This window comes from Caballeronia udeis, from assembly GCF_001544555.2.
GTDB lineage: Bacteria > Pseudomonadota > Gammaproteobacteria > Burkholderiales > Burkholderiaceae > Caballeronia > Caballeronia udeis.
Genome location: NZ_FCOK02000052.1, coordinates 22454 through 49180 on the forward strand (window position 1 = coordinate 22454; position 26727 = coordinate 49180).

Here is a 26727-nt window from a genome sequence, read left to right on the forward strand (position 1 = left end):
TTTCTCTATCCTCAGGATCTCGTCGTCCGGGAAGCTCACCAGTTCACCGTTGTTTGACGGGAAGAGATGTTCTCCTGTTACAGCCAATACCACGCCGTAGGCAACGCATCGGGCCTCGAAACCGTTCAGTTGTTTTGAATACAATGTATTGATCGCTCCTGGAAGGTTCACCGACGCTGACGTTTTCCAGACTGCTTTCGCCGACGTCGTCGCGCCAGTCAATCATTCGGCAAAAGGACTGGCAACGGAATATCGAGGTCCTCAGTCCCCTCGAACCTGATCGACGCAGGCTTGCTCGTGCAGCCACCTGGACAGACGATCTCACTGATGTCATGTCTCGATACGGGTAGGCATTAATTGGTTTTCAGTGGACCATCGATGAACGATATTGACCTCACCAAGGTCAACGCAAAAGGCAACAGATCGCTCTCTTTATAGTAGGGGCGAGCGATTTGAGTCGAACTGCCGCAGAGCATCACTGGAGGGTGGCGCAGGCAAAACGCGAAGGCTCGGGAGCGCATCTTTGGGTCTCCATTGATTGCGTCATAGGTGACGGCGAAGCCTTCGCTATTGACCGCTCTCACCGGAAAATTGTGCGTCGTGCGCTGTTCCACAGGCAACAGTCCGTCGACGTCTCTTTTCCATTGCTGTCGGCGCTCGTCATATCTTGCTGACAACATATGTTTGATTTGTTCGGTGTCGTCGGAACTGATGCAACTTAACTGCAGAAACAGTTCTCCTTGATGGCTTCCGGGCTTATAGAGACTATTGGTCACATATCTGGTCGCGGTTAAACGGCCATGGTATGGATCCTTAATCGTAATGGGGCAGACGTTCCCGTCCGTGTTAATGACTATTTTTTTCAGCTCGACCACGGACTCGGCCGAAACCGCCGCTATGGGAATGGTCACTGTAGAGATAACGCTGAGCCAAGCTGCCAAAAATTGAATTCGCCTCAAGACACTTCCCGATCTTTTTCGATTAGTTTTCACGTTTCTTGCCCAAGAATATCTCCGTCAGGAGAACTCGAAAAATTGCCGTTACCTAACGGAAAGGGATGCTCTCCCGTGATTGCCAGAACCGCGGCGTAAGCAATGCAGCGGGCTTCGAAACCGTTGAGCTTTGCTGAGTACAACGTGTTAAGTGCGCCGGGCAGATTCACCGCTGCCGATGCTTTCCAGAAGCTGGGGCTACGGTAGTAGCATTTCGGTCCTTTGCTTGTACCAATACCAATCCGCTCTAACGCATGAACTTGATCGGCGTGGAGCGCCATGCGTAGGCTCGCCCAGTAAAACCCCGCTGTTTCGGTAGGGTCGGCCGCGCGAACATCACCCGCGTCTTCGCGCCATTTCAGCATATCTGGGGTTAACCGTGCCTCAACAGCGCTAAGCGCCTCATTGTTTCGAGTCTTATTCGTCTCCTCTTGCGCGGCCAATAGTCCAGCCCTTACCGCGTTCGGTATCTGTTTGCTGCGGCCCTTAAAATCCCAATAGGTCATATAGTTGCTCGGCCAAGTCAACTGCAGAAACCCACGGCCGTCCCAAGGCGCATACCGAGCATCGAGATTAGCTTCCGAAAGTTTTGTCAGCCATTGCGTCTCCTGCAAGGCGTTCCCGTAGAAACTGGCGATTCGTTCTGGCGTGTCAATGCCGAATTTTCGAGCCATGCAATTGAGCGGAATGCGCTGCGTCTTAAATATGATACCGTCGGCGAATCGAGCGCTGATTGGCTCCCAAAGCACCACGCCTGCGTGTCTGCGCGGCGCGTACCTTGGTACGAGCTGCTTAAACTCCCTCTCACTTAGCCATGGACATTTTCTGAAGTGCCGAATGAAAGCCATCGGATGGAAGAACCACAATTTTTCCCCAGCCGGTAGTCCAGTTTTATCCCAGAATTGCAACGACTCCAGCAGCTTGATGAACTTCGCATACCCTGCCTCGTTGCCGTCATAAAACTCACCTGGCTCCTTCAGCTTCCGGAATTTCGCATCGTTGTGTGAACCATCCCATTCGCTGGGCGCCTCACATACGAAACCCCTCAACGCGTCGCGAATCGGCTTGTGCGTCTTGACGTAGCGAACCAACTCGTCGTCCTTGTCGTAGTTCGCACGCGCCGCTTTTTCGGCAGCCGTTTCTCGGGCCTTCGTATCGCTGAGGATCTTCTTCAGCGCATCGATGTCGCATAGTCCGTCATCGCTATGCAATCCAACACCTTCACTGATCTTCTTCCAGCCGCTGAAGAACGGAAAGTCGGCATCCGAGAGCTTCAAAATCGAAGCCTGGCTGACATCGATATAACCTTCCTGGTCCTTAGCGAACGCTACTCGCATCCATGTGCTTCGCGCGGTTGGTGCAAGCGTGACCTGCGCGCTCAGGATCCGACCAAAGCGCAGCATCTCGTAGCCGTCGCTCGGACAGTCGGGATACAAAGCCATCGCTCGCTTGTACAGGTTGTACTCGTAATCCGCTTCGCGTACCGGCATCTCAGTGAGCGCTTCCAGCCGCCCGTGACCCGCGTCGCGCGAGACTGTCGTGTACTTGCTGCCCTTATGGAAATACGACTCCACGTACAGCGTGTCTTCGTTATTGCCGGTAAGTAATGTATCGAATGCAACGCCATGCAGATGGCCCTTTGAATCTGAGCCGGGTGGCACCGGATAGAACGGTTGTCCCGGTGGAATAACGTAGTAACTGGTGCCCCAATAATCGGTTGTCGCGGGCGTAGACATCTGTTCACGGCCCAACTGGGTGTGTCCGAAATACGCCTCGAAATCCTGCTTGGTCATGAAAATCTCGACGTGCAGGTGTGCGCGACCGTGACAGCGCCCGGGCAGCCCCAGTACATCTTTTCGACGCACTTTCTTGCCGCCACCCGATTGCGCAGGAGGAACAACCAGAGAAGCGAGACCGGCATCTGGCGAAGGCGTGCGCAGAAACTCAGGCAGAAATTTTCCATCGGCGCCAAGGCGCTGATACCCGTTCAGGTCCAGCAGATGCATATAGAGCGAATAGAACGTCAGAGTGCGACCTTCGCCGGTCTCGGTCGTATGCTTGAGCAACACGAAACCGGCGTTGCTGTCCGAGATCCCGCCACCGCCATCGTAGGCACGCTGACACACTCGGTACGCAACCACTTCGCCATCCGCAATCGCGCGAATGCGCTCGTTGTAAATCTTTGGCGCCAAATGCATACCCGGATGCCAACGCCGATCAAAGGCAATTGGATACATACCATCCGGTGCCTCATAGGTATCGACCGCGTCCATCATCGGGTCGGTCGAGCTTTCGTCATTGGATGTGTGACCTGCATCGGGCAAGTATGGTGGGCTGATGATCATGGCGTGCACCTTCGGTCGCCCAGGAGCGAAGCAAAAATCGCCTTGATACTTTCAAAGCTCCCAGCATCGGAATTGTATCTGCCCGACCGCTTCGAGTGCCTGTTATGGCCGCCTCGTTGGCGCCAAGGCGTCGTTTGGCGAACGTGTGGTAACACTTCTGAGACTACGCCATCCACCGGCGCGGAAAGCGTACAGGTGTTTAGTAACAACGAATACATGTGACTCCTCCCTTTTTGTAATGCGCAACGCTTCAACGAGTGATGCGCCGACAAAATGTATGGAAGAGGCAAAGATTGATATACGAGAAGTCTTAAAGTGACACAAATACGTACAAAACTATCTGTATCGGTCATGCAAAAAGCGTCCATGCCATTAGGTGACAAGGACGCTTCTTCGGTGAATGCAGGTGATCGATTTCTTAGGCGACTATCGAGCCGGTGAGGTCGACTGGGAACTAGACCTCATTCCGTCGCGTGAACCATCGCCGTTGCGCCGCCATGCCCGACCGCTACCACTCCCGGCGCGGCCCACCGCAGCCATTGCGAGCGCAGCGCCAGCAGGAAGCCGAAAGCGAACACCGCGAGTACGCCGAACGTCGCGAAACCCATCTGGTAGCTGCCGGTACTTTCCTTAGCCATCCCCATGATCACGGGCAGATAGAACCCGCCGATCCCGCCAGCCGCGCCCACGATCCCTGACAACAACCCCGTCTTACCTTTCCACCGCTGCGGCACGAGCTGGAACGTCGAACCGTTGCCCAGCCCGAAGCACAGGTAAAGACAAACCAGCAACGCGATACCTCCCGCTACCGGCGGCATCCAGACGGCAAATGCAAAGTCGGCAATAGCTATCACCGCCAGCAACACGAGCAGCGCACGCACGCCCGTGACGCGATCGGCGAGATAACCGCCGAACGGCCGCACGATCGCGCCGAGGAACGCGAGCATTGCCATGAAGAGACCGGCTTCAATCTTTGGCATCTGATAGAGATTGGTGAGCAGCAACGTCACATACGAAGACATGCCGACAAAGCCGCCAAACGTGATGCTGTAGATCAGCATCACAACCCACGTATCGCGCTCGCCGAGCACCGCCCGGTAATGCTTCGGCAGCACGGCAATGGCGAGCAGCGCGCCGAGTACAGGCAGCAGCAAGACACCGGTGCGCCCGCCGCCGAACACACCGCCGTGCACCGCGAGCACCATCACGATCAGCCCGACGAGCGTAATCGCGAAACTGGTCATTGCGCGCGATGTGCTGCCGCTTTTCTGACCACCATCCGACGCCCACGCGAATAGCGCAATGGCCGTGATCGCCAGCAACGGCAATGCGGCGGCGGTGGCGAGTTTCCAGCCGAAGGCATCGGCGAGATGGGGGAACAGGAAACCGTCCAGCACCGCGCCAATGTTGCCCGCTGCAGCCAGTCCCAGTACCAGGCCCTGCACCTTTGGCGGATAGTTGCTGCCGGCCATAGGCAATGCGACCGCGAAGCTCGCGCCACCCATGCCGAGGAATACGCCGAGCACCAGCAGCAACGAGTACGACGGCGTACCGGACAACAGCGGCAGGACAATGGTCGGGATGGACGAGAGCAGGACACCCATTAACGCAACGCGGCGGCCATCGGTGGATTGGTACAGGTTGCCCAGCGTCACGCGCAGGATCGCGGCCGCCAGAACCGGCACCGCCACGAGAAAGCCCTGCTGGGCGGCGGTCATCGTGATGTCCTTGCTGATGAACGGCGCAAGCGGCCCATACAGCACCCAGACGGTGAAACCGGTATCGAAATACAGGAAGCAGGCAACCAGCGAGCGCCAGTTGCCGCTCTTTAAAGAGGTGAGCAGGTTTTTCATCGGGATCCTGGGCATGGAGCGGCTGTGCCGAGGCATCGATCAACCGGTCTGAACCGCGGTCGACGCTCGGCCGACAGCAATTTGCAAGTATCATGCCAACGAAATCCATCTTTTAAGCCGATAACCGCAGACCGAACATCAATGCGGCTTTGCGCCGGATGACCACGATAGGCGCCGGCGTTTGACCCGATCGAGCTCGCCCTGACGTGACGCTGCACGCACTGCTATCGCTGCGGTGCAGCACCGCGCGTGTGCGAGCCGCGTGAGAATGGTGCGGGGCGCTGGGTTGTTAATGAAGCGACCTGCATGAAGCGGCCTGCATGAAGCCGCTGCGAGCGAACGGTAAAATGCCCGGGCGTTCAGGGAGCATCCCCAACCAGGCCGAAGGAGCTGCATGGAACTGAAATGGCTCGAAGATTTCGTCTCACTCGCGGAGACGCGGAGTTTCAGCCGTTCGGCTGAGCTGAGGCACATTACGCAGCCGGCTTTCTCGCGCCGGATCCAGGCGCTGGAAGCGTGGCTCGGCACGGATCTTATCGATCGCTCCGTCTACCCGACGCGCCTCACGCAAGCCGGTCAGGTCTTCTACGAGCAGGCGCTCGCGATGCTTTCGCAATTCCACGAAGCGCGCACGCTGTTGCGAGGGCAGACGGGCGTGCCGGATGCGACCATCGATTTCGCGGTTCCGCACACGCTCTCGCTGACCTATTTCCCGCGCTGGCTACACCATATAGAAGCGCGGCTTGGGCGCATCAATACACGTTTGCGCGCGCTGAACGTGCACGACGCGGTGTTGTCGCTGGTGGAAGGCGGCTGCGACCTGGTGATGGGTTATCACCATCCGAGCCATCCGATGGCGCTCGATCCCGCCCGCTACGACATGCTGACGCTTGGCACCGAACCCATCAGCCCGTTCTCGTCCGTGAACAAGGGCGGCCGCGCGCGCTACACGCTGCCCGCTACCGCCGACGCCCCCGTGCCGTATCTCTCATACACGCCGAACGCTTACCTTGGCCGGATGACGGAGGTGATCATCGCGACCTCGGCGGTGCGTCTTTATCTCGACAAGGTGTATGAAACCGACATGGCCGAAGGCCTCAAGGCGATGGCGCTGGCCGGTCATGGCGTGGCTTTCCTGCCGCATAGCGCCGTGGCCAAGGAGGTCGACGAAGGCAGTCTGATCCGGCTCGACCGGGGAACCCGCGGAACACCGGCGGGTCGGTTCACGCTCACGATGGAAATCCGCTTGTATCGAGACAAAATGGCATCGAAGGGCGATGATCCCCGGCAAGCGTTGATGCGTAATCTTTGGGAAGCAGTGGGCGAGGAGCTGTCGAGACCTGCGGAAACCCCCATCACGTGAGCCTCACAGGCGTTATGCTAGATAAACATAACGCAATGATGAAACGGCATTGGATTTCAATATCCGAATTTTCGACAATGAAGCCATTCCACACAACGCTGGGGTTTCGATGTCATCGCCGCAACAAGACCGCACCGCTTCTGCTGTTCCCGCTGTTCAGCACACCATTCCCTCCTATCTCGATTCCACCCATCTCGGCCCCTGGGGCAACTATCTCCAGCAGGTCGATCGCGTCGCGCCGTATCTCGGCTCGCTGTCGCGCTGGGTTGAAACCCTCAAGCGCCCGAAGCGCATCCTGATCGTCGATTGCCCTATCGAACTCGATAACGGCACGGTCACGCACTTCGAAGGTTATCGGGTCCAGCACAACATGTCGCGTGGTCCGGGCAAGGGCGGTGTGCGTTATCACCAGGACGTTACGCTTTCCGAAGTGATGGCGTTGTCGGCGTGGATGTCGGTGAAGAATGCAGCCGTGAACGTGCCGTACGGCGGTGCGAAGGGCGGTATCCGCGTTGATCCGCGCACGTTGTCGCGTGGCGAACTCGAACGCCTGACACGTCGTTATACGAGCGAAATCGGCATCATCATCGGACCGAACCAGGACATTCCCGCGCCGGACGTCAACACGAATGAACAGATCATGGCGTGGATGATGGACACGTACTCCATGAACCAGGGCCAGACGGCAACCGGTGTTGTGACCGGCAAGCCAATCTCGCTCGGTGGTTCGCTCGGCCGCAAGGAAGCAACCGGCCGCGGCGTGTTTGTCGTGGGTTCGGAAGCGGCACGCCGGATCGGCTTCGACATTGAAGGTGCGCGTGTCGCCGTGCAGGGTTTTGGTAACGTCGGCGGGATTGCTGCGCGGCTGTTCCAGGAAGCCGGCGCGAAAGTGGTGGCGGTGCAGGATCACACCGGTTCGCTGTACAAGTCCTCAGGTATCGATGCCGTCGCGTTGTTCGATCACGTCGGCAAACATGGCGGCGTGGCTGGTTTCGAAGGCGCGGACCCGGTATCGAAGGACGAGTTCTGGACCATTGAAAGCGATATCCTGATTCCGGCCGCACTCGAAGGCCAGATCACGGAAGAAAACGCGCCGAAGATCAAGACGAAGATCGTGGTGGAAGGCGCCAACGGCCCGACCACAACGGCAGCCGACGACATTCTCCACGACAAGGGCATTCTCGTGATCCCCGACGTGGTCGCGAATGCAGGCGGCGTGACGGTGTCGTACTTCGAATGGGTGCAGGACTTCTCGAGCTTCTTCTGGACTGAAGACGAAATCAACCAGCGACTCGAACGCGTGATGCGCGAAGCATTCGCGGCCGTGTGGCAAGTGGCGAGCGAGCATTCGGTGTCAGTGCGTACGGCGGCGTTTATTGTTGCCTGTACGCGAATTCTGCAAGCGCGCGAAATGCGTGGCTTATATCCGTGATTTCACGCATCAGAAGCGTTTGCGAGCGCATGCTTGCGTGAAGCGGCGCTAACTTGAAAAGCATCAAGACGCCCGGCGGCGTCCTTCGGGACGTCGACGGGCTTTTCGCGTAAAAAGCACAAGAAAATTAGGGCAGAACCAAGGTCAATTGAAAGCGCTGGAACCCGCTCAGGCGGACCTGCCAGCGGGTGTCTCAAAAATAACAACTGTGGACAACATTCATTCTTTCAAATTTATTACCCTGCTAAAATTGCGCCGTTTTCGCCAAGGAGATCAACCATTATGAAGATTAAAAAAGCCGCGCTGCTGCTCGCTGCATTGGGTCTTTTCGCATCGGGCGCGCAAGCGCAAAACAACGATACGCTCAAGAAGATCAAGGATTCAGGGAACATCTACCTGGGTTTCCGCGAGTCGTCGATTCCGTTCTCGTACTACGACGACAAGCAACAGGTCATTGGTTATTCGTATGAGTTTGCCCTGAAGGTGGTCGACGCCGTCAAGGCAAAGCTCAACATGCCGAACCTGAAGATTCAACAGAAGTCGGTTACGTCGCAAAACCGCTTGCTGCTCGTGACGGGTAACCAGATCGACCTCGAGTGCGGTTCGACCACGAACAACCTTGAACGTCAGCAACAAGTCGCGTTCTCCAACACTATCTTCGTGATCAGCACGCGCCTGATGACCAAGAAGGATTCGGGGATCAAGGACTTCGACGACCTGAAGGGCAAGACCGTTGTGACGACCGCTGGCACCACGTCCGAGCGCCTGCTTCGCAAGATGAACCAGGACAAGAACATGGGCATGAACATCATCAGCGCGAAGGATCACGGCGACTCGTTTTTGACGTTGTCGACGGGACGCGCCGTTGCGTTCATGATGGACGACGCATTGCTGGCCGGCGAACGTGCAAAGTCGAGCAACCCGGGCGATTTCGTGATTGTCGGTACGCCGCAATCGCGTGAAGCTTATGGCTGCATGCTGCGCAAGAACGATCCGGAGTTCAAGAAGGTAGTCGATGACGCCATCGCCAAGGTAGAAACCTCGGGCGAAGGCGACAAGATCTACAAGAAGTGGTTTGAAAGCCCGATTCCGCCGAAGGGTCTGAATCTGGCCTTCCCGGAAAGCGATGACATGAAGGCGCTTTTCAAGAACCCGAACGACAAGGCAATCGACTAATCTCGGTTCTGCTTGATTGATGGAAACGGAAGGAGCGCTGCTTCTTCCGTTTTCTTTTGGAGGGAGTCCATGTCCTACCACTGGAATTGGGGCGTTTTCCTAAGCCCCGTATCGACCGGCGAGCCGACAACCTATCTCGGTTGGCTTATTTCCGGTTTCTGGGTGACCGTTACCGTGTCGCTCGCGTCATGGGTCGTGGCGCTCGTGGTCGGCTCGTTGTTCGGCATTCTGCGTACCGTGCCGAACAGGAAGCTTGCCGCCATCGGCACGGGTTATGTCGCCATCTTTCGTAATATCCCGCTGCTCGTGCAATTCTTCATCTGGTATCTCGTGATACCGGAGTTGCTGCCCGTTTCCATCGGCAACTGGTTCAAGCAGTTACCGCCAAACGTGCAGTTCTATTCGTCATCCATCATCTGCCTCGGGTTGTTCACCGGCGCACGCGTGTGCGAGCAAGTGCGCTCGGGCATTGCGGCTTTACCCCGCGGACAGCGCGCCGCCGGTCTCGCCATGGGTTTCACCGAGTGGCAGACCTACCGGTACATCCTGATGCCGGTCGCGTACCGCATCATCGTGCCGCCGCTCACGTCCGAATTCCTGAACGTGTTCAAGAACTCGGCCGTGGCGTCGACCATCGGTTTGCTGGAATTGTCGGCTCAGGCGCGACAGCTCGTGGATTACACCGCGCAGTCCTATGAGTCGTTCATTGCCGTGACGCTTGCCTACATGCTGATCAATCTGGTCGTCATGCAACTGATGCGCTGGGTCGAAGCCAAGACCCGGTTGCCCGGCTACATTGGAGGCAAGTGATGCATCATTTCAATTGGAGCAGTGTGCTGAGTTCGCTGCCCACGCTGTGGACCGGCGCCATCATCACCTTCAAGATCACGGCGCTCGCGCTTGTGTTCGGGATCTTGTGGGGCACCGTGCTCGCGCTGCTGCGCCTGTCGGGCATCAAGCCGCTCGAATGGTTCGCGAAGGGTTATGTCACGCTGTTTCGTTCCATCCCGCTCGTGATGGTGCTGCTGTGGTTCTTTTTGATCGTGCCGCAATTCCTGCAAAATGTGCTGGGGTTATCGGCGGAAGTCGATATCCGGCTCGCCTCCGCCATGGTCGCGTTCTCGTTATTTGAGGCCGCGTATTATTCGGAAATCATCCGTGCGGGCATTCAGGCGGTGTCGCGCGGGCAGGTGAACGCGGCGTTCGCGCTTGGCATGACTTACATGCAGGCGATGAAGCTGATCATTCTGCCGCAGGCGTTTCGCGCAATGGTGCCGTTGCTGCTCACGCAGGCTATTGTGTTGTTCCAGGATACGTCGCTGGTGTATGTGATCAGCCTCGCGGACTTTTTCCGCACGGCAACGAATGTGGGCGATCGCGACGGTACGACCGTCGAGATGGTGCTGTTCGCCGGCGCTTGTTATTTCGTGGTGTGCCTGGTCGCATCCGGTCTCGTCAAAAGTCTTCAGAAAAAGGTCGCTCGATGATCTCACTCAAGAATGTTTCGAAATGGTATGGCCCGTTTCAAGTGCTGACCGATTGCACGACGGAAGTCAAAAAGGGCGAAGTCGTGGTGGTGTGCGGCCCTTCGGGTTCGGGTAAGTCGACGCTGATCAAGACCGTGAACGGACTCGAGCCGTTCCAGAAGGGCGAGATCACGATCAACGGTCAGTCGATCGGCGACAAGAAAACCAACCTGTCGAAGCTGCGCTCGAAAGTCGGCATGGTGTTCCAGCACTTCGAACTGTTTCCGCATCTGACGATCGTGCAGAACCTGACGCTGGCGCAGATCAAGGTGCTGGGGCGCTCGAAGGACGAAGCAACGGCAAAGGGATTGAAGCTGCTGGAACGCGTGGGCCTCTCCGCTCACGCCGATAAATTCCCCGGTCAGCTTTCCGGCGGGCAGCAGCAGCGGGTGGCGATTGCGCGGGCGTTATCGATGGATCCGATCGCCATGCTCTTCGACGAACCGACCTCCGCGCTGGACCCGGAAATGATCAACGAAGTGCTCGACGTGATGGTCGAACTCGCGCAGGAAGGCATGACCATGATGTGCGTGACGCACGAAATGGGCTTTGCCAAGAAGGTGGCGCATCGCGTGATCTTCATGGACAAGGGCTTGATCGTGGAAGACGACCAGAAGGACGCGTTCTTCCAGAACCCGAAGTCGGATCGTGCGAAGGACTTCTTGGCGAAGATCCTGCACTGATTGCTGATGCAGGTTGCCTGGCTGGCGCCGGGCAACCTGGCGCGTTGTTTGAAACATGCACAACGTGAAAATGGCCGTTCCGGCGTGAGCCGGAGCGGCCATTTTTTGTCTTCGAGGTCCGGCGCTAGTGGCTGGTCGAGGCGGCTTTCGTGTTGTCTTGTGTCACCGCATCGGGCGCGTTCTTCTTCAGCGATTCAATCCCGGCATCCCTGGCCGCCGCGCTGCTGTATGCCTCGCTCACGCCAATGATCTCGTGGTTGCCGGCCTTCAGATTGAAGTAAGGCGCGCCGCTTTTATCCGTCTTGCGCTCGTAGCGTTCGTCGATCAGCGCATTTGCCTTGACCGACGCAATGCCATGTTCTGCCGACGCACGCGTCACATACGTCTCGCTCTTGAGGATCGGTTCGCCATTGGCGGCCCGCAGGTTGAAATAGAACTGGCCGTTGCGGGCTCTGTCGATGACGAATTTTCCTGACATTGCATGAGCTCCCTGGAGAGTGGAACAAGCGTGAGTTCAGGTGATCCTTCAGCCGCGAAACTACTTCAAACTATTCCGCATTTACTCCGCATTTACTCTATCCCGAGTTCAGTCTCCACATCCGCCGTCGTCTCGATGGTCTCCGCGCGCAGCACCGATTCAACGCAAACCTTGCACAACGGTTCGCGTGCTTTCTCCGCGACGTCCGCCGGCACCGGAACGTTGACCGTCCTGAGCAGCGCGCCGTGCTGAAACAACGCGAGGTCGCCCGGCCTGAAGCGTGTCCAGATTTCGTCGTCAGTGAGCGGCGAGGTGGCGATCACCGCGACGCGATCTTCCGGCGTGGTGTACTTCGCGAAATCGATTGACATATCAGCGTCGATCAAATGCGCCGTGGAGAACGGCCAGCTGCGCACGAGGTAATACAGATGCGTGGAGCAATGCGTGAACAGCGCCTGGCCATTCGACATCAGAAAATTGAATACGCCGAATTGCGTGATCTCACGCGTCAGCTTTTCCAGCGCCGCGAACAGCTCGTCCAGCGGCGGCTGGCAACCAGGGAATTCGCGTCGCAGGCCTTGCAGCAAGGCGCAGAATGCCAGCTCGCTGTCCGTGGTGCCGACCGGCTGATATTGTCCATTCAGACAGGGCTTGAAATCTTTCAGGTCGCCGTTGTGCGCGAAAATCCAATGCCGTCCCCACAACTCGCGCATGAACGGATGGCAGTTTTCAAGCAGGATGTGACCTTGCGTGGCTTTGCGAATATGCGCGATCGTGTTTTTCGACTTGATCGGATAACGCTTTACCATCTCGGCGAGCGGTGAACTGGCCGACGACTGGTGATCGATGAAAAGACGGCACGCCTTGTCTTCAAAGAACGCAATGCCCCAGCCGTCCGCGTGATGGTCGGTAACGCCGCCACGCGCCGCGAAACCGGTGAACGAGAAAGTCACGTCCGTTGGTTCCGCGCAGTTCATTCCGAGAAGTTGGCACATTGCTGAGGCTGCAGACTGGGTGAATGGAGCTAACCGTTACAATACGGCTAGCCAAAGCATAGCACCGACGAAACCGCCAAAAAATCGCGGCTTTCGACTGCAGGGTGGCATCGTTGTGGAATTTCCACGGTATGGGCTGGCTTGCGGGAGAAAAACTGACCGAGTGGGCTGGGAGCTGCCGCTGGCAGCTTCATTCAGCGCACAGTGTCGGCACTTGATTCGCTGAACCGGCCGGCCGATATTTATAGCGAATAGGTGTTGCGCAGGTTGAAGCGCGCTTCGGCCCCGCTTATGTTTCCCGTGCGCGTTCATGCTTCTTGATTTTCACGGCCACCACTGCCCCTGCGTTTCGTCATCCGATTATTTTCATCGTTATCACGCCAATGTCCGCTTCCACGCCTGCTTCCGCATCTTCCGTTGACTCCGCTGTTGACTCCGTCACGCTCGTACGTCCCGACGACTGGCATTTGCATGTGCGCGACGGCGCTGTGCTGGCCGCTGTGCTGCCGCACACGGCGCGGCAGTTCGGCCGCGCGATCATCATGCCGAACCTGCGGCCGCCGGTGACGACGACCGAGATGGCGGCGGCGTATCGCGGGCGCATCCTGGCGGCGTTGCCCAAGGACGGCCCGGGTGCGCGTTTCGAGCCGCTGATGACGCTTTATCTCACCGACAACACGCCGCCCGATGAAATTCGCCGCGCCCGCGAAAGTGGTTTTGTTCATGGCGTGAAGCTTTATCCGGCGGGGGCGACGACCAATTCGGATGCCGGTGTCACGAGCATCGCGAAATGCGCAAAAACGCTGGAGGCCATGCAAAAGCACGACCTGCCGCTGCTCGTGCATGGCGAAGTAACGGACCAGGCCATCGACATGTTCGATCGCGAGAAGGTATTTATCGACCGCGTGATGACGCCGTTGCGCCGTGATTTCCCCGCGCTGAAGGTCGTGTTCGAGCACATCACGACGAAGGACGCCGCAGATTACGTGCGCGATGCCGACGGCCCGACCGGCGCCACGCTGACTGCGCACCATCTGCTGTACAACCGCAACGCGCTGTTTGTTGGCGGAATCCGGCCGCATTACTACTGCTTGCCGGTGCTCAAGCGGGAGACGCATCGCGTGGCGCTGCTCGCGGCGGCCACGTCGGGCAATCCGCGGTTTTTCCTCGGCACGGACAGCGCGCCGCATGCGAAGGGGTTGAAGGAGCATGCGTGCGGCTGTGCGGGTTGCTACACGGCGCTGCACGCTCTGGAGCTCTACACGCAAGCCTTCGATCAGGCCGGCGCGCTCGACCGGCTCGAGGGTTTCGCGAGTTTCCACGGCGCGGATTTCTACGGTTTGCCGCGTGCAACCGAGCGCGTGACGCTGCGCCGGGAACCTTGGACGCTGCCGGCGGAATTCATGGCAGGCGATGATGAAATCGTGCCGCTGGGCGGTGGCGAATCGATTGGCTGGCGAATGGAGTGACGATTGCCGGGGCGCGCCGGTTTTTGCTGGACGTAACCCGCGCGCCATTCTGGCGACTCGTATGTCCGACCGGGAAAATTCATTGAAGCCCGAAAACGCCGAACCAGCGTCCCTGCCATTCGATGCCTGCGCGGCGCAGCGCTTTATGGACATCGACTGGTCTTGTCCGTGGCTGGCGCCGCTTGCCGAGCGCGGTGAGCGCTGGCGCCAGGCTGCACTCGTTAGCTACTCAGCCTATCTTTCCACACTTAATGCCGACGCACACCGCGACCCGCGCACAACCGGAAGAGGTAAGCCGCTGTCGTTCATCGCGCAGGACGAGTTGCCGGCGGGCGCATCGTATGAAGGGCATATCGCCGGGACCGGCTGTGTGCCCACGCGCCACAACCTGCACGATTTCTTCAATGGCTCGATATGGTTTCAGTATCCGCGCATCAAGGCGGCGCTGAACGCCCGGCAGGCTGCGGAAATCGATGTGCTCGGTATCGGCCCGACTCGAGGCGCGGCGCGCGACGCCCTCACGCTCTTCGACGAAAACGCGATCCTCTTTGCCTGTGCAGACGCGTCGCTCGCCGCCGCGCTTCGCGCATTCGACTGGCACACGCTGCTTGTTGAGCAACGCGCATCCTGGGGTCTTCGATGCGAGGCGCGCATCTTCGGTCACGCGTTGCTCGAAAAGCTCGTTGCACCATATAAAGCGTGCACAGGGCATGCGTGGATCGTAGACGTTGAACCAGCGTATTTCTCTGCTACCGATGGCGAGCGTCGCGCGATCCTCGACCACGCAGTATCTGAACGGCTAAACAGCGAAGCCATTTCCAGCCGATATTTCACGCCGCTGCCCGTGCTGGGTGTGCCGGGCTGGTGGCCCGAAAACGAAACCCCGTCTTTCTACAATGACCCTCAGGTCTTCCGGTCCGGCCGTCGATCGCGGGCAAAACCTGCGCAATGAGCCTGACAGCGAGGCCGCGCTGACCCCATGCTAAAATCGGCGTCGCAAAGTAGGCTAGGCAGCCGCGGCTTTTCCGGTTTCGGCCGGAGAGGGCGAGGAAAGTCCGGACTCCACCAGGCAGGGTGATGGCTAACGGCCATCCGTGGCGACACGCGGAACAGGGCAACAGAAAGCAAACCGCCGATGGCCCCGGGCGGAAGTCCGGGGATCAGGTAAGGGTGAAACGGTGCGGTAAGAGCGCACCGCGGCTGCTGCAAGGCAGACCGGCAAGGTAACCTCCACCCGGAGCAATTCCAAGTAGGCAGGCGCGCATCTTCGCGATGCAGGACGGTGCCTCCGTCTCGTCTGCGGGTAGGAAGCTTGAGCGCGTCAGTAATGGCGCGACTAGAGGAATGGCTGCCACGCGCGTTACGCTTTCGGGCGTGAGGCGTGCACAGAATCCGGCTTATCGGCCTGCTTTGTGAGATTCAAAAAGAAAGCCGGCGTCAGTACTGACGCCGGCTTTTTTTCGCTTCTTGTTTCTTCTTCGATGCCCGGAATTCAGCTCGCGACGATATCGAAGGAATGCGTCAGCTCGGCCGTTTTCGCCAGCATGATCGACGCCGAGCAATATTTGTCGTGCGAGAGCGTGATCGCGCGTTCGACCGTTGCGGGATTCAGGTTCTTGCCCGTTACCGTGAAGTGAAAGTGGATCTTCGTGAACACTTTCGGGTCTTCGCTTGCGCGCTCGGCCTTGAGCGTCACCGAGCAGCCCGCAATTTCCTGGCGGCTTTTCTTCAGGATCATCACGACGTCGTACGCCGTGCAGCCGCCCGTGCCGAGCAAGACCATTTCCATAGGCCGCGGCGAGAGGTTGCGACCACCGCCTTCCGGCGCGCCGTCCATTGTGACCAGATGGCCGCTACCCGTTTCCGCGGCAAACGCCATGCCGTCCTGTCCCATCCAGCTAACTTTGCATTCCATGAGAAAACTCCGGTGCCATAAGACACTTGTCTAATCGCGTTGATTGTAGCGTTTTAGCTGATTGTAGGAATCGCAGCAGTGCGCGCGTTTGCGTTTGCAACGAAGCATTGTTGCATTGCGATATGTAAGACAAATACGAGATTTCCCTACCATGAGTGAGGAGTTTCGATCGCAATTTGCCCTGTGATGCTTTTAAATTTTATCTAAGTGATTGATTGTAAATAATAAACAATCTAATGACGGGTTGTTTCTATATTTTGCATTATGAAATTCAATCCCATAATGCAAATTTACTTGCTTTGCACAAAAGCACTTCATATACTTGCTCTTACTGGTTGTCGCAGTCCGACAAACACACAGCGTCTCCTCCACCTCCTCCTAGGTGGATTCAGCCCGAGCCCAAGGCTCGGGCTTTTTTTCGTCCGCCTTTTCGTCTGTTTTAACGTCGATTTGTGTGCCGGCAGGATGGACATTCGTTGCCGAACAGGCAAGTTTTGACTTCACATCAAAATTTCCCTTATAATTCAAAGTTCTCTATCCGCACCATGCCCGTGGACGAGAAACAGGGAGAGCCCGCACGCGCCTCGATGCGCACGAACATACAAGCGGGACAAAGCAGGGCAGAATTATTTTTTGGATCGATCATGAAGACGTTTTCCGCAAAAGCCCATGAGGTGACGCGTGAATGGTACGTGATTGACGCGACGGATAAGGTTCTCGGACGTGTCGCCAGTGAAGTGGCCGCCCGACTTCGCGGCAAGCACAAACCCGAGTTCACCCCGCACGTCGACACTGGCGATTTTATCGTCATCATCAACGCCAGCAAGTTGCGCGTCACGGGCAACAAGGGTACTGACAAGAAGTACTACCGTCACTCGGGCTATCCGGGCGGCATCTACGAAACGACGTTCAACAAGATGCAAGAACGCTTCCCGGGCCGTGCGTTCGAGAAAGCGGTCAAGGGCATGTTGCCGAAAGGTCCGCTCGGCTACGCGATGATCAAGAAGCTCAAGGTCTACGCTGGCGCAACGCATCCGCATACGGCTCAACAGCCTAAAGCGCTCGAGATCTAAAGGGAGCCCATATGATCGGTAATTGGAATTACGGTACGGGCCGCCGCAAGAGCGCCGTTGCTCGCGTGTTCATCAAGTCCGGTACGGGCGAGATCATTGTCAATGGCAAGCCCATTGCTGATTATTTCTCGCGCGAAACGTCGCTGATGATCGTGCGCCAGCCGCTCGAACTGACGAGCCACGCCACCACGTTCGACATCAAGGTCAACGTGAACGGCGGCGGTGAAACGGGTCAGGCGGGTGCAGTTCGCCACGGCATCACCCGCGCGCTGATGGACTACGACGCAACGCTGAAGCCCACGCTGTCACAAGCCGGCTTCGTTACCCGCGATGCTCGTGAAGTTGAACGTAAGAAGGTTGGCTTCCACAAGGCACGTCGCCGGAAACAATTCTCGAAGCGTTAAGCTGTCTGGCGGTTTCGTCGTTATTACGGCGAAATGGCTCGAAAAGCCGCCTGCGTGTATGCGCTGGCGGCTTTTTTCGTAGCGGATGCTCAAAGGTTGCGGTAATTTTCCGCGATGCTTCTGTGATACTCCAGGCAGCCGCGGCAAATTCGGGATAGTCTGGAGCGATAGCCTATTGATTACATGGGCTTCCAGCACGATATTGAGATCAGCCCTACAATAGGCACTAGAAGCTTTTTTGGAGAGTTCGAATGAACGCTGTCACCGACACCCCCACGACCGAAATGCCGTTGCCGTTTGTTTTCACCGACGCAGCAGCTGACAAGGTCAAGCAACTGATCGACGAAGAAGGCAATCCGGAACTGAAGCTGCGCGTGTTCGTGCAGGGCGGCGGCTGTTCGGGTTTCCAGTATGGCTTCACGTTCGACGAAGCCATCAACGAAGACGACACCGTGATGGACAAAGCTGGCGTACAGCTCCTGATCGATTCGATGAGCTATCAATACCTCGTTGGCGCTGAGATTGACTACAAAGACGATCTGAACGGCGCGCAATTCGTGATCAAGAATCCGAATGCAACCAGCACCTGCGGTTGCGGATCGTCGTTCTCGGCGTGATTCTGATTAGATTACACGGCGTAATGCAAATGCGAAACGGAGCCTTCGGGCTCCGTTTTTGTTTGGTGCGCCAGCGTTTGCCTCGGCGTGTGTTTCGGGGAGGAATTAAGTTTATGACGTAACGGGCCAGGTTCCGGCAGCACGCTTGAGCGAGCCATCATCTTCTCTTTTGCGCTGATAGCGTCTTCGCGGACAACAGGTTGCTGGCGGTGGGCTGCCCTCACCGCGGATAAATCGCTCCCAGAACCCGTTCTCCCGCGGCGCCTGTCACCGTCGAGACGTTGCCCGGCTTACGGGCCACGCAGCGCATCGCGAGCCATGCAAACGCCAACGCTTCAACCTGCTGCGGCGGCACTCCGAGCGCGTCCGTGGTCATCACCGGGACGCCGGCTACGCCGCTTTCCCCAAGCGCCTGCTCGATAGCCTGCATCAGCACCGGATTGCGCGCGCCGCCGCCGCACACATAGACCGCGCGACAGTCGGATGCGTGCCGTTCGATTTCTCGTGCGACGGTGATGGCCGTCAGCGCGACAAGCGTGGCTTGCACATCTTCGGGCGATACCTTTTCAAAACCGACGAGCTTGGCGTTCAGCCACGCGGGGTTGAATAGATCCCGGCCGGTGCTTTTAGGCGGCTGCTGTTCGAAGAATGGTTCGTTGAGTAGCGCATTCAGCAGCGGACGATGCACCTGGCCCTGTGCCGCGAAACGACCGCCTTCGTCGAAGGGGCGTTTCAGGTGCCGATACGCCCATTCGTCCAGCAAGGCGTTCGCCGGTCCGCAATCGAAGCCATGAACGCTGCCGTTGGGCGCGAGAATGGTGATATTGCTGATGCCGCCAAGGTTGCAGACCACGCGCGTCTCGTCCTTGCTGCCGAAAATGGTGGCGTGAAACGCCGGAACGAGCGGGGCGCCCTGACCGCCGGCGGCGACATCGCGGCTACGGAAGTCGGCGACGATGTCAATGTTGGTCATTTCGGCGAGCAACGCGGGATTGTTGATTTGCCGTGTGTAGCCTTTTTCCGGCCTATGCCGTACCGTCTGCCCGTGTACGCCGATCGCGCGGACTTTCGCCGAGGAGTAGCCGCTCATGCTCGCGAGTTCGTGACAACACACGGCGTAGCGCGTGGCCAGCGCGTTCGCCGCAAGGGCTTCCCGCTCCAGTTCGTTGTCGCCGGGAGCCTGGAGGGCGAACAGCGCGTCGCGCAGGCCTTGCGAGAACCCGACGTGGGCCTCGCCGAGCACAACGGGCGGTTTGCCGGCCGTGAACTGGACGGCAATACCGTCCACGCCATCCATGCTCGTACCCGACATCAGCCCAAAGTACACGCCGTCCGCCATGCCGCCTGTTTCGATCGCCTCGGTCCGTCGCGCCACGTTGCTCTCCTGTTCGATGCGGGGTCGCCAATAACCGCTGTTCGAGCGGGCATTGGTGCAATTCGTGCGGCCAAAACGCCGCGATGGACCGATTATCCACGCATCGAGGCGGCTAGTTAAGCCGCTGGCCATCTGGCTATGTTTCGCGCTGCGCTTGCGGAGCCAGGCCGTTCGAAACATGGCCAAACGGTCAACACACGGGGAAAACGGGGCGAAGGCTGGCGACATCACGTAAAATCCGTTGCCTGAACAAGCGAATGCCGCACGATTTTCCATGTTCGAACGCGACTGTGAACGAGCCTGGAAGCCGCGGCTGTTGCCTGATACGCGCCTGTTAGCGCCCCGAATAAATCACCCGAAAAAGTTGCAAGCATGACCACTGAACCGAACGACTCTCCGGCTTCGGCTGCGAAAACCTTGCCCCTCACCGACGAAGTGCAGGCTGCGCTTGCCATCGCGAAACGGGGCTGTGACGAACTGCTGATCGAAGCTGAGTTCGCGCAGAAGCTCGCTCGCAGCGCCGCGAGCGGCAAGCCGCTGCGCATCAAGCTTGGCCTCGACCCGACCGCGCCTGATATCCATATTGGCCATACCGTTGTCCTGAACAAGATGCGTCAGTTGCAGGACCTCGGCCATACGGTGATCTTCCTGATAGGCGACTTCACGTCGCTGATCGGCGATCCGTCGGGGCGTAACGCCACGCGTCCTCCGCTTACGCGCGAGCAGATCGAGTCGAACGCGAAGACCTACTTCGAGCAGGCAGCGCTTGTGCTGGATCGTGAGAAGACCGAGATTCGCTACAACAGCGAATGGTCCATGCCGCTGGGCGCCGACGGCATGATCAAGCTCGCGTCGCGCTACACGGTCGCGCGAATTCTTGAGCGCGAGGATTTCACGAAGCGCTATCAGGGCGGCATGCCCATCTCGATCCATGAGCTGCTGTATCCGCTAATGCAGGGTTACGACTCGGTTGCGCTGAACGCGGATCTCGAACTCGGCGGCACGGATCAGAAATTCAATCTGCTGGTCGGACGCGAATTGCAAAAGCAATATGGCCAGGAGCAGCAATGCATCTTGACCATGCCGCTACTGGAAGGGCTGGATGGCGTCGAGAAGATGTCGAAGTCGAAGCACAACTACATTGGCATCAGCGAGAAGCCCACCGACATGTTCGGCAAGCTGATGAGCATCTCCGACACGCTTATGTGGCGCTACTTCGAGCTGCTGTCGTTTAGAAGCATCGAAGAGATTGCGCGCTTCAAGAGCGAAGCCGAGGGCGGTCGTAATCCGCGCGATTTCAAAGTGCTGCTCGGGCAGGAAATTGTCGGGCGTTTCCATTCGCCTGCTGACGCGGAACGGGCGCTGGAAGACTTCAACCATCGTGCGAAGGGTGGGGTGCCGGACGAGATTCCGTCGGTGACGCTCAGCGGCGCACCGCTTGCCATCGGGCAGTTGCTGAAGCAAGCCGGGCTGGTGCCTTCGACTAGCGAGGCGCTCCGCAATATCGAGCAGGCTGGCGTGAAGATCGACGGCGCGACGGTGTCTGACAAGGGCTTGAAGATCGAGGCGGGCGAGTTTGTCGTGCAGGTCGGCAAACGCCGTTTCGCGCGCGTCACCCTGACGGCGTAAGCGCGTGATCGCACTCATCCAGCGTGTTTTGCGAGCCGACGTGCGCGTGGGTGAGCGAGTAACGGGTGCGATCGATGCCGGCTTGCTGGCACTGGTGTGCGCGGAGCGTGGCGACACGCCCGCGGTTGCCGACAAGCTGCTGGCAAAGATGCTCGCGTATCGCGTTTTTAGCGACGCTGCCGGCAAGATGAATCTGCCGGTGCGAGATATAGACGGCAACGGGCGCGCGGGCGGGGTGTTGCTCGTGTCGCAATTCACCCTCGCCGCCGATACCTCCAGCGGGCTACGGCCAAGCTTCACGCCGGCCGCGCCGCCCGAGGAAGGCCGCAGGCTGTTCGACTACTTCGTGGCGCAGGCGCGCGCCGCGCATCCCATTGTCGAGACGGGCGAGTTCGGCGCGGACATGCGGGTCTCGCTGGTTAACGACGGGCCGGTTACGTTCTGGCTGCAAGTACGTTCCTGAGACGTCCCCGAGACGTTCCTGAATTTTGTCACTGCACCTGTCGGCCGGGTGCTCCTTCCGGAGTTTCACGTATCCCATGACCACGCAAGTCCTCTTCATCAGGCATGGCGAAACAGACTGGAATCGCATCAAGCGCATTCAGGGGCATATTGATATTCCGCTGGCTGCGAGTGGCATGGCGCAAGCCGGGCAGCTTGCGCAGCGTCTCCTGCAGGAGTCAAGGACAGGTGCCCGGCTCGATGCGGTGTATTGCAGCGATCTGCAACGTGCCCAGCAAACGGCCAAACCGTTCGCGGATGCACTTGGTTTGCCGCTGAACCTGAGTGAAGTTCTGCGTGAACGGTTGTACGGTGACTTTCAAGCTCATAGCGGTGAAGAGATCCGCGCGAAGTATCCGGCCGAATACGCGGTTTGGCAGAGTCATGACCCGGATTTCACGCCGCCTGGCGGAGAGTCGCAACGAGCATTCTCACAACGTGTGCTGCGCGCTGTCGAACCTATCGTCGCCGCGCATCCGGACGGACGTGTCGCGGTCGTCGCGCATGGTGGCGTGCTGGACTGCATTTACCGGTTCGTGCGTGGATTGCCGCTTGAGGAGCCGCGCGATTGGCCGCTGTTGAATTCGAGCATCAACGTGGTGGAGTTTGAGAACGGTCAAGCGAAGGTCGTGTCCTGGGGCGACGTCAAGCATCTCTCTTCTCCCGGCAGCGACGACGACCTGAAGGAAGTGCCACGCTAGTCAGGCTTCATCGCGGCGCGGCGCCGGGCTCGTTTGGCTAGTGATACCGCCGGCAAGCCTGGAGCGTACGTGCTTGTGCATCCGGCCGGCTAAGCCGGATGAATCGTCACGGGGCGGACTTGCTTGATCGCACATTGCTGCGTATCGGCTATCAGGCTGTGTCGGCTATTGCAGCTGTTGACTCAGCTCTCGGTGTTGGCGTCCCACAGCTCGCGGACCGGGCCGGCGTCCGGGGCGGCAAGGCCAAAGTGGCGATAGGTAAGCAACGTGGCAACGCGTCCGCGTGGCGTGCGCTGCAAGTATCCCTGTTGGATCAAATAGGGTTCGAGCACGTCTTCAATGGTGTCGCGCTCCTCGCCGATGGCCGCGGCGAGGTTGTCGACCCCGACCGGGCCGCCATCGAACTTGTGCAGGATGGCTTCCAGCAGTTTCCGGTCCATCAGGTCGAAGCCGACCGGGTCCACGTCGAGCATTTTCAACGCGGCGTCCGCTACTTCGGCGGTGATATTGCCGTCCGCTTTTACCTCGGCGAAATCGCGCACGCGCCTGAGCAGCCGGTTCGCGATCCGCGGCGTGCCACGTGCCCGCTTGGCTATTTCCAACGCACCTTCCGGCACGATATCCGCCTTTAGCAGCGATGCCGAGCGCGTAACGATTCGCGCCAGTTCGCTCGCGGTATAGAACTCGAGCCGCGACACAATGCCGAAGCGATCCCGCAGCGGATTAGTCAGCATGCCGGCGCGCGTGGTGGCACCAACCAGCGTGAAGGGCTGGAGGTCAAGCTTCACGCTGCGCGCGGCCGGACCTTCGCCAATCATGATGTCGATCTGATAATCCTCGAGCGCCGGATACAGAATTTCTTCGACGACCGGCGACAGCCGGTGAATCTCGTCGATGAAAAGTACGTCGTTCTTTTCAAGGTTTGTCAGCAGCGCGGCGAGATCGCCGGCGCGTTCCAGTACCGGTCCCGACGTTTGCCGCAGATTCACGCCCATTTCCCGCGCGATGATGTGCGCGAGCGTGGTCTTGCCGAGACCCGGCGGCCCGAACAACAGCACGTGATCGAGCGCTTCCGAGCGACGCCGCGCCGCTTCGATGAAGATCTCGAGCTGGCTCCGGATCTTTTCCTGCCCGACGTATTCCTCGAGCTGGCGCGGCCGCAGCGCGCGCTCGAACACTTCCTCGTTCGGCGAGACGGGAGTAGCCGAAATGATGCGTTCGGCAGCGAGTTTGTCGGTTTCTATCATGTGTCGATTGTACCGCGTGGCTCGAACACCGAAAGCTGGCCGATCGGCCGACTGTTGGCCGGATCGGTCGCGTGGGAGACTGGTCTGACTAGCTCTTGGAGAGCGCCTTCAACGCCAGTTTGATGCCATCGGAGACGCCCGTGCCGGCCGGAACATTCTTGACCGACAGAAGCGCTTCTTTTTCGGAGTAACCCAGTGCCAGCAATGCATTCAGGATGTCGCTCGCGTGGTCCGGCCCGCTTACCGTGCCCGGTGCCGTGCCCAGATCCGCGCCGAGCTTGCCTTTCAGCTCGAGCAACAGGCGCTCGGCCGTCTTCTTGCCAATACCCGGCGTTCGGGTCAAACGAGCGGCGTCCTGCATCGTCACTGCCTGAGCGAGTTCCTGAACGCTCATGCCTGACAGCACGGCCAGCGCCATGCGTGCCCCGATCCCGCTGATCTTGAGCAGTTCGCGAAAGGTCGTGCGCTCCTGCTGCGTGCCGAATCCGTACAGCAAATGCGCGTCTTCACGAACGATCAACTGGGTCAGCAACACGACCTTTTCGCCGCTGTTCGGCAGGTTGTAGAAGGTGCTCATAGGTACGGCGATTTCGTAGCCTACGCCGCCGCAATCAACGAGCAAGTACGGCGGATTTTTTTCCAGCAAAACGCCTGCTATGCGACCAATCATGGTGAGGAACTTGTAGTGGAGTTAACCGACAAGGCGGCCGCGCCGTACGCGCAGGCCCTTTTTAGCCAGCGTTGGCGCGATCTCGCCGAGTGCTGTCATCGCACCGCCGGCGTGCGCGTGGCAGATGGCCATGCCGAGCGCGTCGGCGGCGTCGGTACTTGGCACCCCTGTAAGCGCGAGCAAGCGGACGACCATTTGCTGCATTTGTTCTTTCGTGGCGCGGCCATAGCCCACCACGGCCTGCTTCAACTGCAAGGCCGTGTATTCGGCGACCGGCACGCCGCTCGCGACCAGGCCACAAATTGCTGCGCCGCGCGCCTGGCCGAGCAGCAGCGTGGATTGCGGATTGACGTTGACGAACACTTTTTCGATCGCGGACTGGTCGGGCGCGTGTTGCCGGACAAGCGTCGAGATACCTTCGAAGATCGTGTGGAGACGCGACGGCAAATCCGCGTCGGCGGTCTTGATGACGCCACTGGTCACATAGGTCAGCGTTTGGCCGGTTTTGTCGATGACGCCGAAACCAGTCACACGCAGGCCCGGGTCAATACCGAGAATTCTCATGGAGTGCCGTTGGAACGTAGTGCTTGCGATACTAACAGCGCGGCGCGGAAAGTAAAAAGCCCGGTGCGCCTGCCGGCCACCGGGCTATCCGAAGGTGAAACGTACTCAGTGACGGAAGTGACGCGTTCCGGTCAGCACCATTGCAATGTTGTGCTCGTCCGCAGCAGCGATCACTTCGTCATCGCGCATGGAGCCCCCCGGCTGGATGACGCAGGTCGCGCCAGCGTTGACCACGACATCGAGGCCGTCGCGGAACGGGAAAAACGCGTCCGATGCCACTGCCGATCCGGCCAGCGACAAACCCGCGTTCTGCGCCTTGATGCTGGCAATACGCGCCGAATCCACGCGGCTCATCTGGCCCGCGCCCACGCCAATCGTCATGCCGCCGCCGCAGAACACAATGGCGTTCGACTTCACGTATTTGGCGACGCGCCACGCGAACAGCAGATCGTCCATTTCCTTCGGCGTAGGATGACGCTTCGTGACCACGCGCAATTCATGCGGCTGGACGTTTTTCGAATCCAGCGATTGGACAAGCAGGCCGCCACCCACGCGCTTCAGGTCGAATGCGTTGTGGCCGTCGCCGAGATCGAGTTGGAGCAGACGCACGTTTTGCTTCGCAGCGAAAATCTGCTTGGCCGCATCGCTGAACGAGGGGGCCATCAGCACCTCCACGAACTGCTTGGCCACAGCCTGCGCCGCCGCTTCATCCACTTCGCGATTGAACGCGATGATGCCGCCGAACGCGGATGTGGGATCGGTCTGCAGTGCCTTCGAGTACGCTTCGTGCGCATCCGCGCCGGTCGCTACGCCGCACGGATTCGCGTGCTTGACGATCACACAGGCCGGCGCGTCGAAGGTCTTCACGCATTCCCACGCAGCGTCGGAGTCCGCAATGTTGTTGTACGACAGTTCCTTGCCCTGCAACTGCTTGTAGTTCGCGAGCGCGCCGGGGAGCGTCGTCAGGTCGCGATAGAACGCAGCGCTTTGATGCGGGTTCTCGCCGTAACGCAGGTCCTGCACCTTGGTGAACGCGAGGTTGAACGTCGACGGGTAAGTGTTGCGGCTCTTGTGCTGCAGTTCGTCGGTCAGGCTCGTCAGGTAATTCGTGATCGCGCCGTCGTATTGCGCGGTGTGCGCGAACACCTTGGTGGCAAGCTTGAAGTTCGTTGTGTAGCTGACCGTGTTTTTCGCCGCGCGCATTTCCTCGAGGACCGTCGCGTAATCCGACGGATCGACGATTACCGTCACGTCGCGATGGTTCTTCGCTGCCGAACGCAGCATGGTCGGGCCGCCAATATCAATATTTTCGATCGCGTCTTCCAGCGAGCATTCTTCCTTCGATACCGTCTGCACGAACGGATACAGGTTCACCACCAGCAGGTCGATGGTCGGAATGCCGTGTTGTTCGAGTGCGGCCATGTGCTCCGAAAGATCACGGCGCGCCAGAATGCCGCCGTGAACCTTCGGGTGCAGCGTTTTCACGCGGCCGTCGAGCATCTCCGGGAACCCGGTGTAGTCGGCGACTTCGGTGACGGGCAGACCGGCATCGGCCAGGAGTTTTGCAGTGCCGCCGGTGGAGAGCAGGCTGACGCCTAGCTCCGACAGCGATTTCGCAAATTCGACGATGCCGGACTTGTCGGAAACGGAAAGGAGCGCTTGCTTGATCATGATGGGAACGGCGGAGGCCGGTAGGGGAGTCGAGGGAATCAGGAAATT

General features: G+C 58.9%; 25 protein-coding genes and 1 other RNA gene. 15 read left to right on the forward strand and 11 right to left on the reverse strand.

What is annotated here, in order from left to right:
- Positions 1-353: 353 nt before the first annotated feature.
- The 3 genes from AWB69_RS29590 to AWB69_RS29600 form a co-directional block, all read right to left on the reverse strand.
- The gene (locus tag AWB69_RS29590; protein WP_156529007.1) at positions 354-992 is read right to left on the reverse strand and encodes a hypothetical protein; all 639 of its coding nucleotides are present in this window, start codon (positions 990-992) and stop codon (positions 354-356) included.
- Positions 989-3337 (reverse strand): M23 family metallopeptidase, encoded by a 2349-nt coding sequence (locus AWB69_RS29595; RefSeq protein WP_062090387.1) that lies wholly within the window; start codon positions 3335-3337, stop codon positions 989-991. Before AWB69_RS29595 ends, AWB69_RS29590 begins: the two co-directional genes overlap by 4 nt.
- Before the next feature lie 461 nt (positions 3338-3798).
- The gene (locus tag AWB69_RS29600) at positions 3799-5190 is read right to left on the reverse strand and encodes an MFS transporter (RefSeq protein WP_062090388.1); all 1392 of its coding nucleotides are present in this window, start codon (positions 5188-5190) and stop codon (positions 3799-3801) included.
- A gap of 394 nt (positions 5191-5584) precedes the next feature.
- On the opposite strand from AWB69_RS29600, the gene AWB69_RS29605 reads away from it, so the two are divergent.
- The 6 genes from AWB69_RS29605 (at position 5585) to AWB69_RS29630 (ending at position 11370) form a co-directional block, all read left to right on the forward strand.
- Positions 5585-6553 (forward strand): LysR family transcriptional regulator, encoded by a 969-nt coding sequence (locus tag AWB69_RS29605; RefSeq protein WP_062090389.1) that lies wholly within the window; start codon positions 5585-5587, stop codon positions 6551-6553.
- Between the two features lie 109 nt (positions 6554-6662).
- Complete coding sequence (locus tag AWB69_RS29610) at positions 6663-7985, forward strand: Glu/Leu/Phe/Val family dehydrogenase (RefSeq protein WP_062090416.1); 1323 nt, start codon at positions 6663-6665, stop codon at positions 7983-7985.
- A gap of 282 nt (positions 7986-8267) precedes the next feature.
- On the forward strand, positions 8268-9161 hold the full coding sequence (locus AWB69_RS29615; RefSeq protein ID WP_062090390.1) for a glutamate/aspartate ABC transporter substrate-binding protein: 894 nt from the start codon (positions 8268-8270) through the stop codon (positions 9159-9161).
- A gap of 69 nt (positions 9162-9230) precedes the next feature.
- Positions 9231-9971, forward strand: a complete 741-nt coding sequence (locus tag AWB69_RS29620) for an amino acid ABC transporter permease (RefSeq protein WP_062090391.1) — start codon at positions 9231-9233, stop codon at positions 9969-9971.
- Positions 9971-10648, forward strand: coding sequence for a glutamate/aspartate ABC transporter permease GltK (gltK, locus tag AWB69_RS29625; RefSeq protein ID WP_062090392.1), 678 nt, complete (start codon positions 9971-9973; stop codon positions 10646-10648). The genes AWB69_RS29620 and gltK overlap by 1 nt, the downstream gene beginning before the upstream one ends.
- Complete coding sequence (locus AWB69_RS29630; protein WP_062090393.1) at positions 10645-11370, forward strand: amino acid ABC transporter ATP-binding protein; 726 nt, start codon at positions 10645-10647, stop codon at positions 11368-11370. The genes gltK and AWB69_RS29630 overlap by 4 nt, the downstream gene beginning before the upstream one ends.
- 124 nt (positions 11371-11494) lie before the next feature.
- On the opposite strand, the gene AWB69_RS29635 is transcribed toward AWB69_RS29630, so the two are convergent.
- Entirely contained in the window at positions 11495-11848 is a 354-nt protein-coding gene (locus AWB69_RS29635; RefSeq protein WP_062090394.1) for a YegP family protein, read from the reverse strand.
- Between the two features lie 92 nt (positions 11849-11940).
- Complete coding sequence (locus tag AWB69_RS29640; protein WP_075644013.1) at positions 11941-12843, reverse strand: class II glutamine amidotransferase; 903 nt, start codon at positions 12841-12843, stop codon at positions 11941-11943.
- Positions 12844-13226: 383 nt separating this feature from the next.
- Here AWB69_RS29640 and pyrC point away from each other — a divergent pair, with 383 nt between their 5' ends.
- From pyrC to rnpB, 3 genes are all read left to right on the forward strand, one after another.
- Positions 13227-14312 (forward strand): dihydroorotase, encoded by a 1086-nt coding sequence (pyrC, locus tag AWB69_RS29645; RefSeq protein WP_062090418.1) that lies wholly within the window; start codon positions 13227-13229, stop codon positions 14310-14312.
- A 61-nt stretch (positions 14313-14373) separates the two neighbouring features.
- Positions 14374-15264: a DUF3025 domain-containing protein gene (locus AWB69_RS29650; protein WP_082913645.1), complete on the forward strand. Its 891-nt coding sequence runs from the start codon at positions 14374-14376 to the stop codon at positions 15262-15264.
- Positions 15265-15310: 46 nt separating this feature from the next.
- An RNA gene (rnpB, locus tag AWB69_RS29655) (RNase P RNA component class A) lies at positions 15311-15728 on the forward strand.
- Positions 15729-15804: 76 nt separating this feature from the next.
- On the opposite strand, the gene AWB69_RS29660 is transcribed toward rnpB, so the two are convergent.
- Positions 15805-16227, reverse strand: coding sequence for an OsmC family protein (locus AWB69_RS29660; RefSeq protein WP_062090395.1), 423 nt, complete (start codon positions 16225-16227; stop codon positions 15805-15807).
- A 644-nt stretch (positions 16228-16871) separates the two neighbouring features.
- Between AWB69_RS29660 and rplM the strand changes: the two genes are divergently transcribed.
- The 3 genes from rplM (at position 16872) to erpA (ending at position 18321) form a co-directional block, all read left to right on the forward strand.
- Positions 16872-17300 carry a 50S ribosomal protein L13 gene (gene rplM, locus AWB69_RS29665; RefSeq protein ID WP_031357525.1) on the forward strand — a complete coding sequence of 143 codons (429 nt, stop codon included), beginning with the start codon at positions 16872-16874 and terminating at the stop codon, positions 17298-17300.
- 11 nt (positions 17301-17311) lie between these two features.
- Positions 17312-17704, forward strand: coding sequence for a 30S ribosomal protein S9 (rpsI, locus tag AWB69_RS29670; RefSeq protein WP_056355701.1), 393 nt, complete (start codon positions 17312-17314; stop codon positions 17702-17704).
- 251 nt (positions 17705-17955) lie between these two features.
- Positions 17956-18321, forward strand: coding sequence for an iron-sulfur cluster insertion protein ErpA (gene erpA, locus AWB69_RS29675; protein WP_031357523.1), 366 nt, complete (start codon positions 17956-17958; stop codon positions 18319-18321).
- Between the two features lie 220 nt (positions 18322-18541).
- On the opposite strand, the gene AWB69_RS29680 is transcribed toward erpA, so the two are convergent.
- The gene (locus AWB69_RS29680) at positions 18542-19675 is read right to left on the reverse strand and encodes an anhydro-N-acetylmuramic acid kinase (protein WP_269447501.1); all 1134 of its coding nucleotides are present in this window, start codon (positions 19673-19675) and stop codon (positions 18542-18544) included.
- Between the two features lie 393 nt (positions 19676-20068).
- Here AWB69_RS29680 and tyrS point away from each other — a divergent pair, with 393 nt between their 5' ends.
- From tyrS to AWB69_RS29695, 3 genes are all read left to right on the forward strand, one after another.
- The gene (gene tyrS / locus AWB69_RS29685) at positions 20069-21325 is read left to right on the forward strand and encodes a tyrosine--tRNA ligase (protein ID WP_062090396.1); all 1257 of its coding nucleotides are present in this window, start codon (positions 20069-20071) and stop codon (positions 21323-21325) included.
- Positions 21326-21329: 4 nt separating this feature from the next.
- Positions 21330-21788: a D-aminoacyl-tRNA deacylase gene (gene dtd / locus AWB69_RS29690; protein WP_062090397.1), complete on the forward strand. Its 459-nt coding sequence runs from the start codon at positions 21330-21332 to the stop codon at positions 21786-21788.
- A gap of 76 nt (positions 21789-21864) precedes the next feature.
- Positions 21865-22527 carry a histidine phosphatase family protein gene (locus tag AWB69_RS29695; RefSeq protein WP_062090398.1) on the forward strand — a complete coding sequence of 221 codons (663 nt, stop codon included), beginning with the start codon at positions 21865-21867 and terminating at the stop codon, positions 22525-22527.
- Between the two features lie 182 nt (positions 22528-22709).
- Here the strand turns inward: AWB69_RS29695 and ruvB are convergent, their stop codons facing one another.
- From ruvB to purH, 4 genes are all read right to left on the reverse strand, one after another.
- Entirely contained in the window at positions 22710-23774 is a 1065-nt protein-coding gene (ruvB, locus tag AWB69_RS29700; RefSeq protein ID WP_062090399.1) for a Holliday junction branch migration DNA helicase RuvB, read from the reverse strand.
- A gap of 88 nt (positions 23775-23862) precedes the next feature.
- Positions 23863-24444, reverse strand: coding sequence for a Holliday junction branch migration protein RuvA (gene ruvA, locus AWB69_RS29705; RefSeq protein WP_062090400.1), 582 nt, complete (start codon positions 24442-24444; stop codon positions 23863-23865).
- 21 nt (positions 24445-24465) lie between these two features.
- Positions 24466-25008, reverse strand: a complete 543-nt coding sequence (gene ruvC, locus AWB69_RS29710) for a crossover junction endodeoxyribonuclease RuvC (protein WP_062090401.1) — start codon at positions 25006-25008, stop codon at positions 24466-24468.
- A 105-nt stretch (positions 25009-25113) separates the two neighbouring features.
- On the reverse strand, positions 25114-26679 hold the full coding sequence (gene purH / locus AWB69_RS29715) for a bifunctional phosphoribosylaminoimidazolecarboxamide formyltransferase/IMP cyclohydrolase (RefSeq protein ID WP_062090402.1): 1566 nt from the start codon (positions 26677-26679) through the stop codon (positions 25114-25116).
- Positions 26680-26727: the final 48 nt, after the last annotated feature.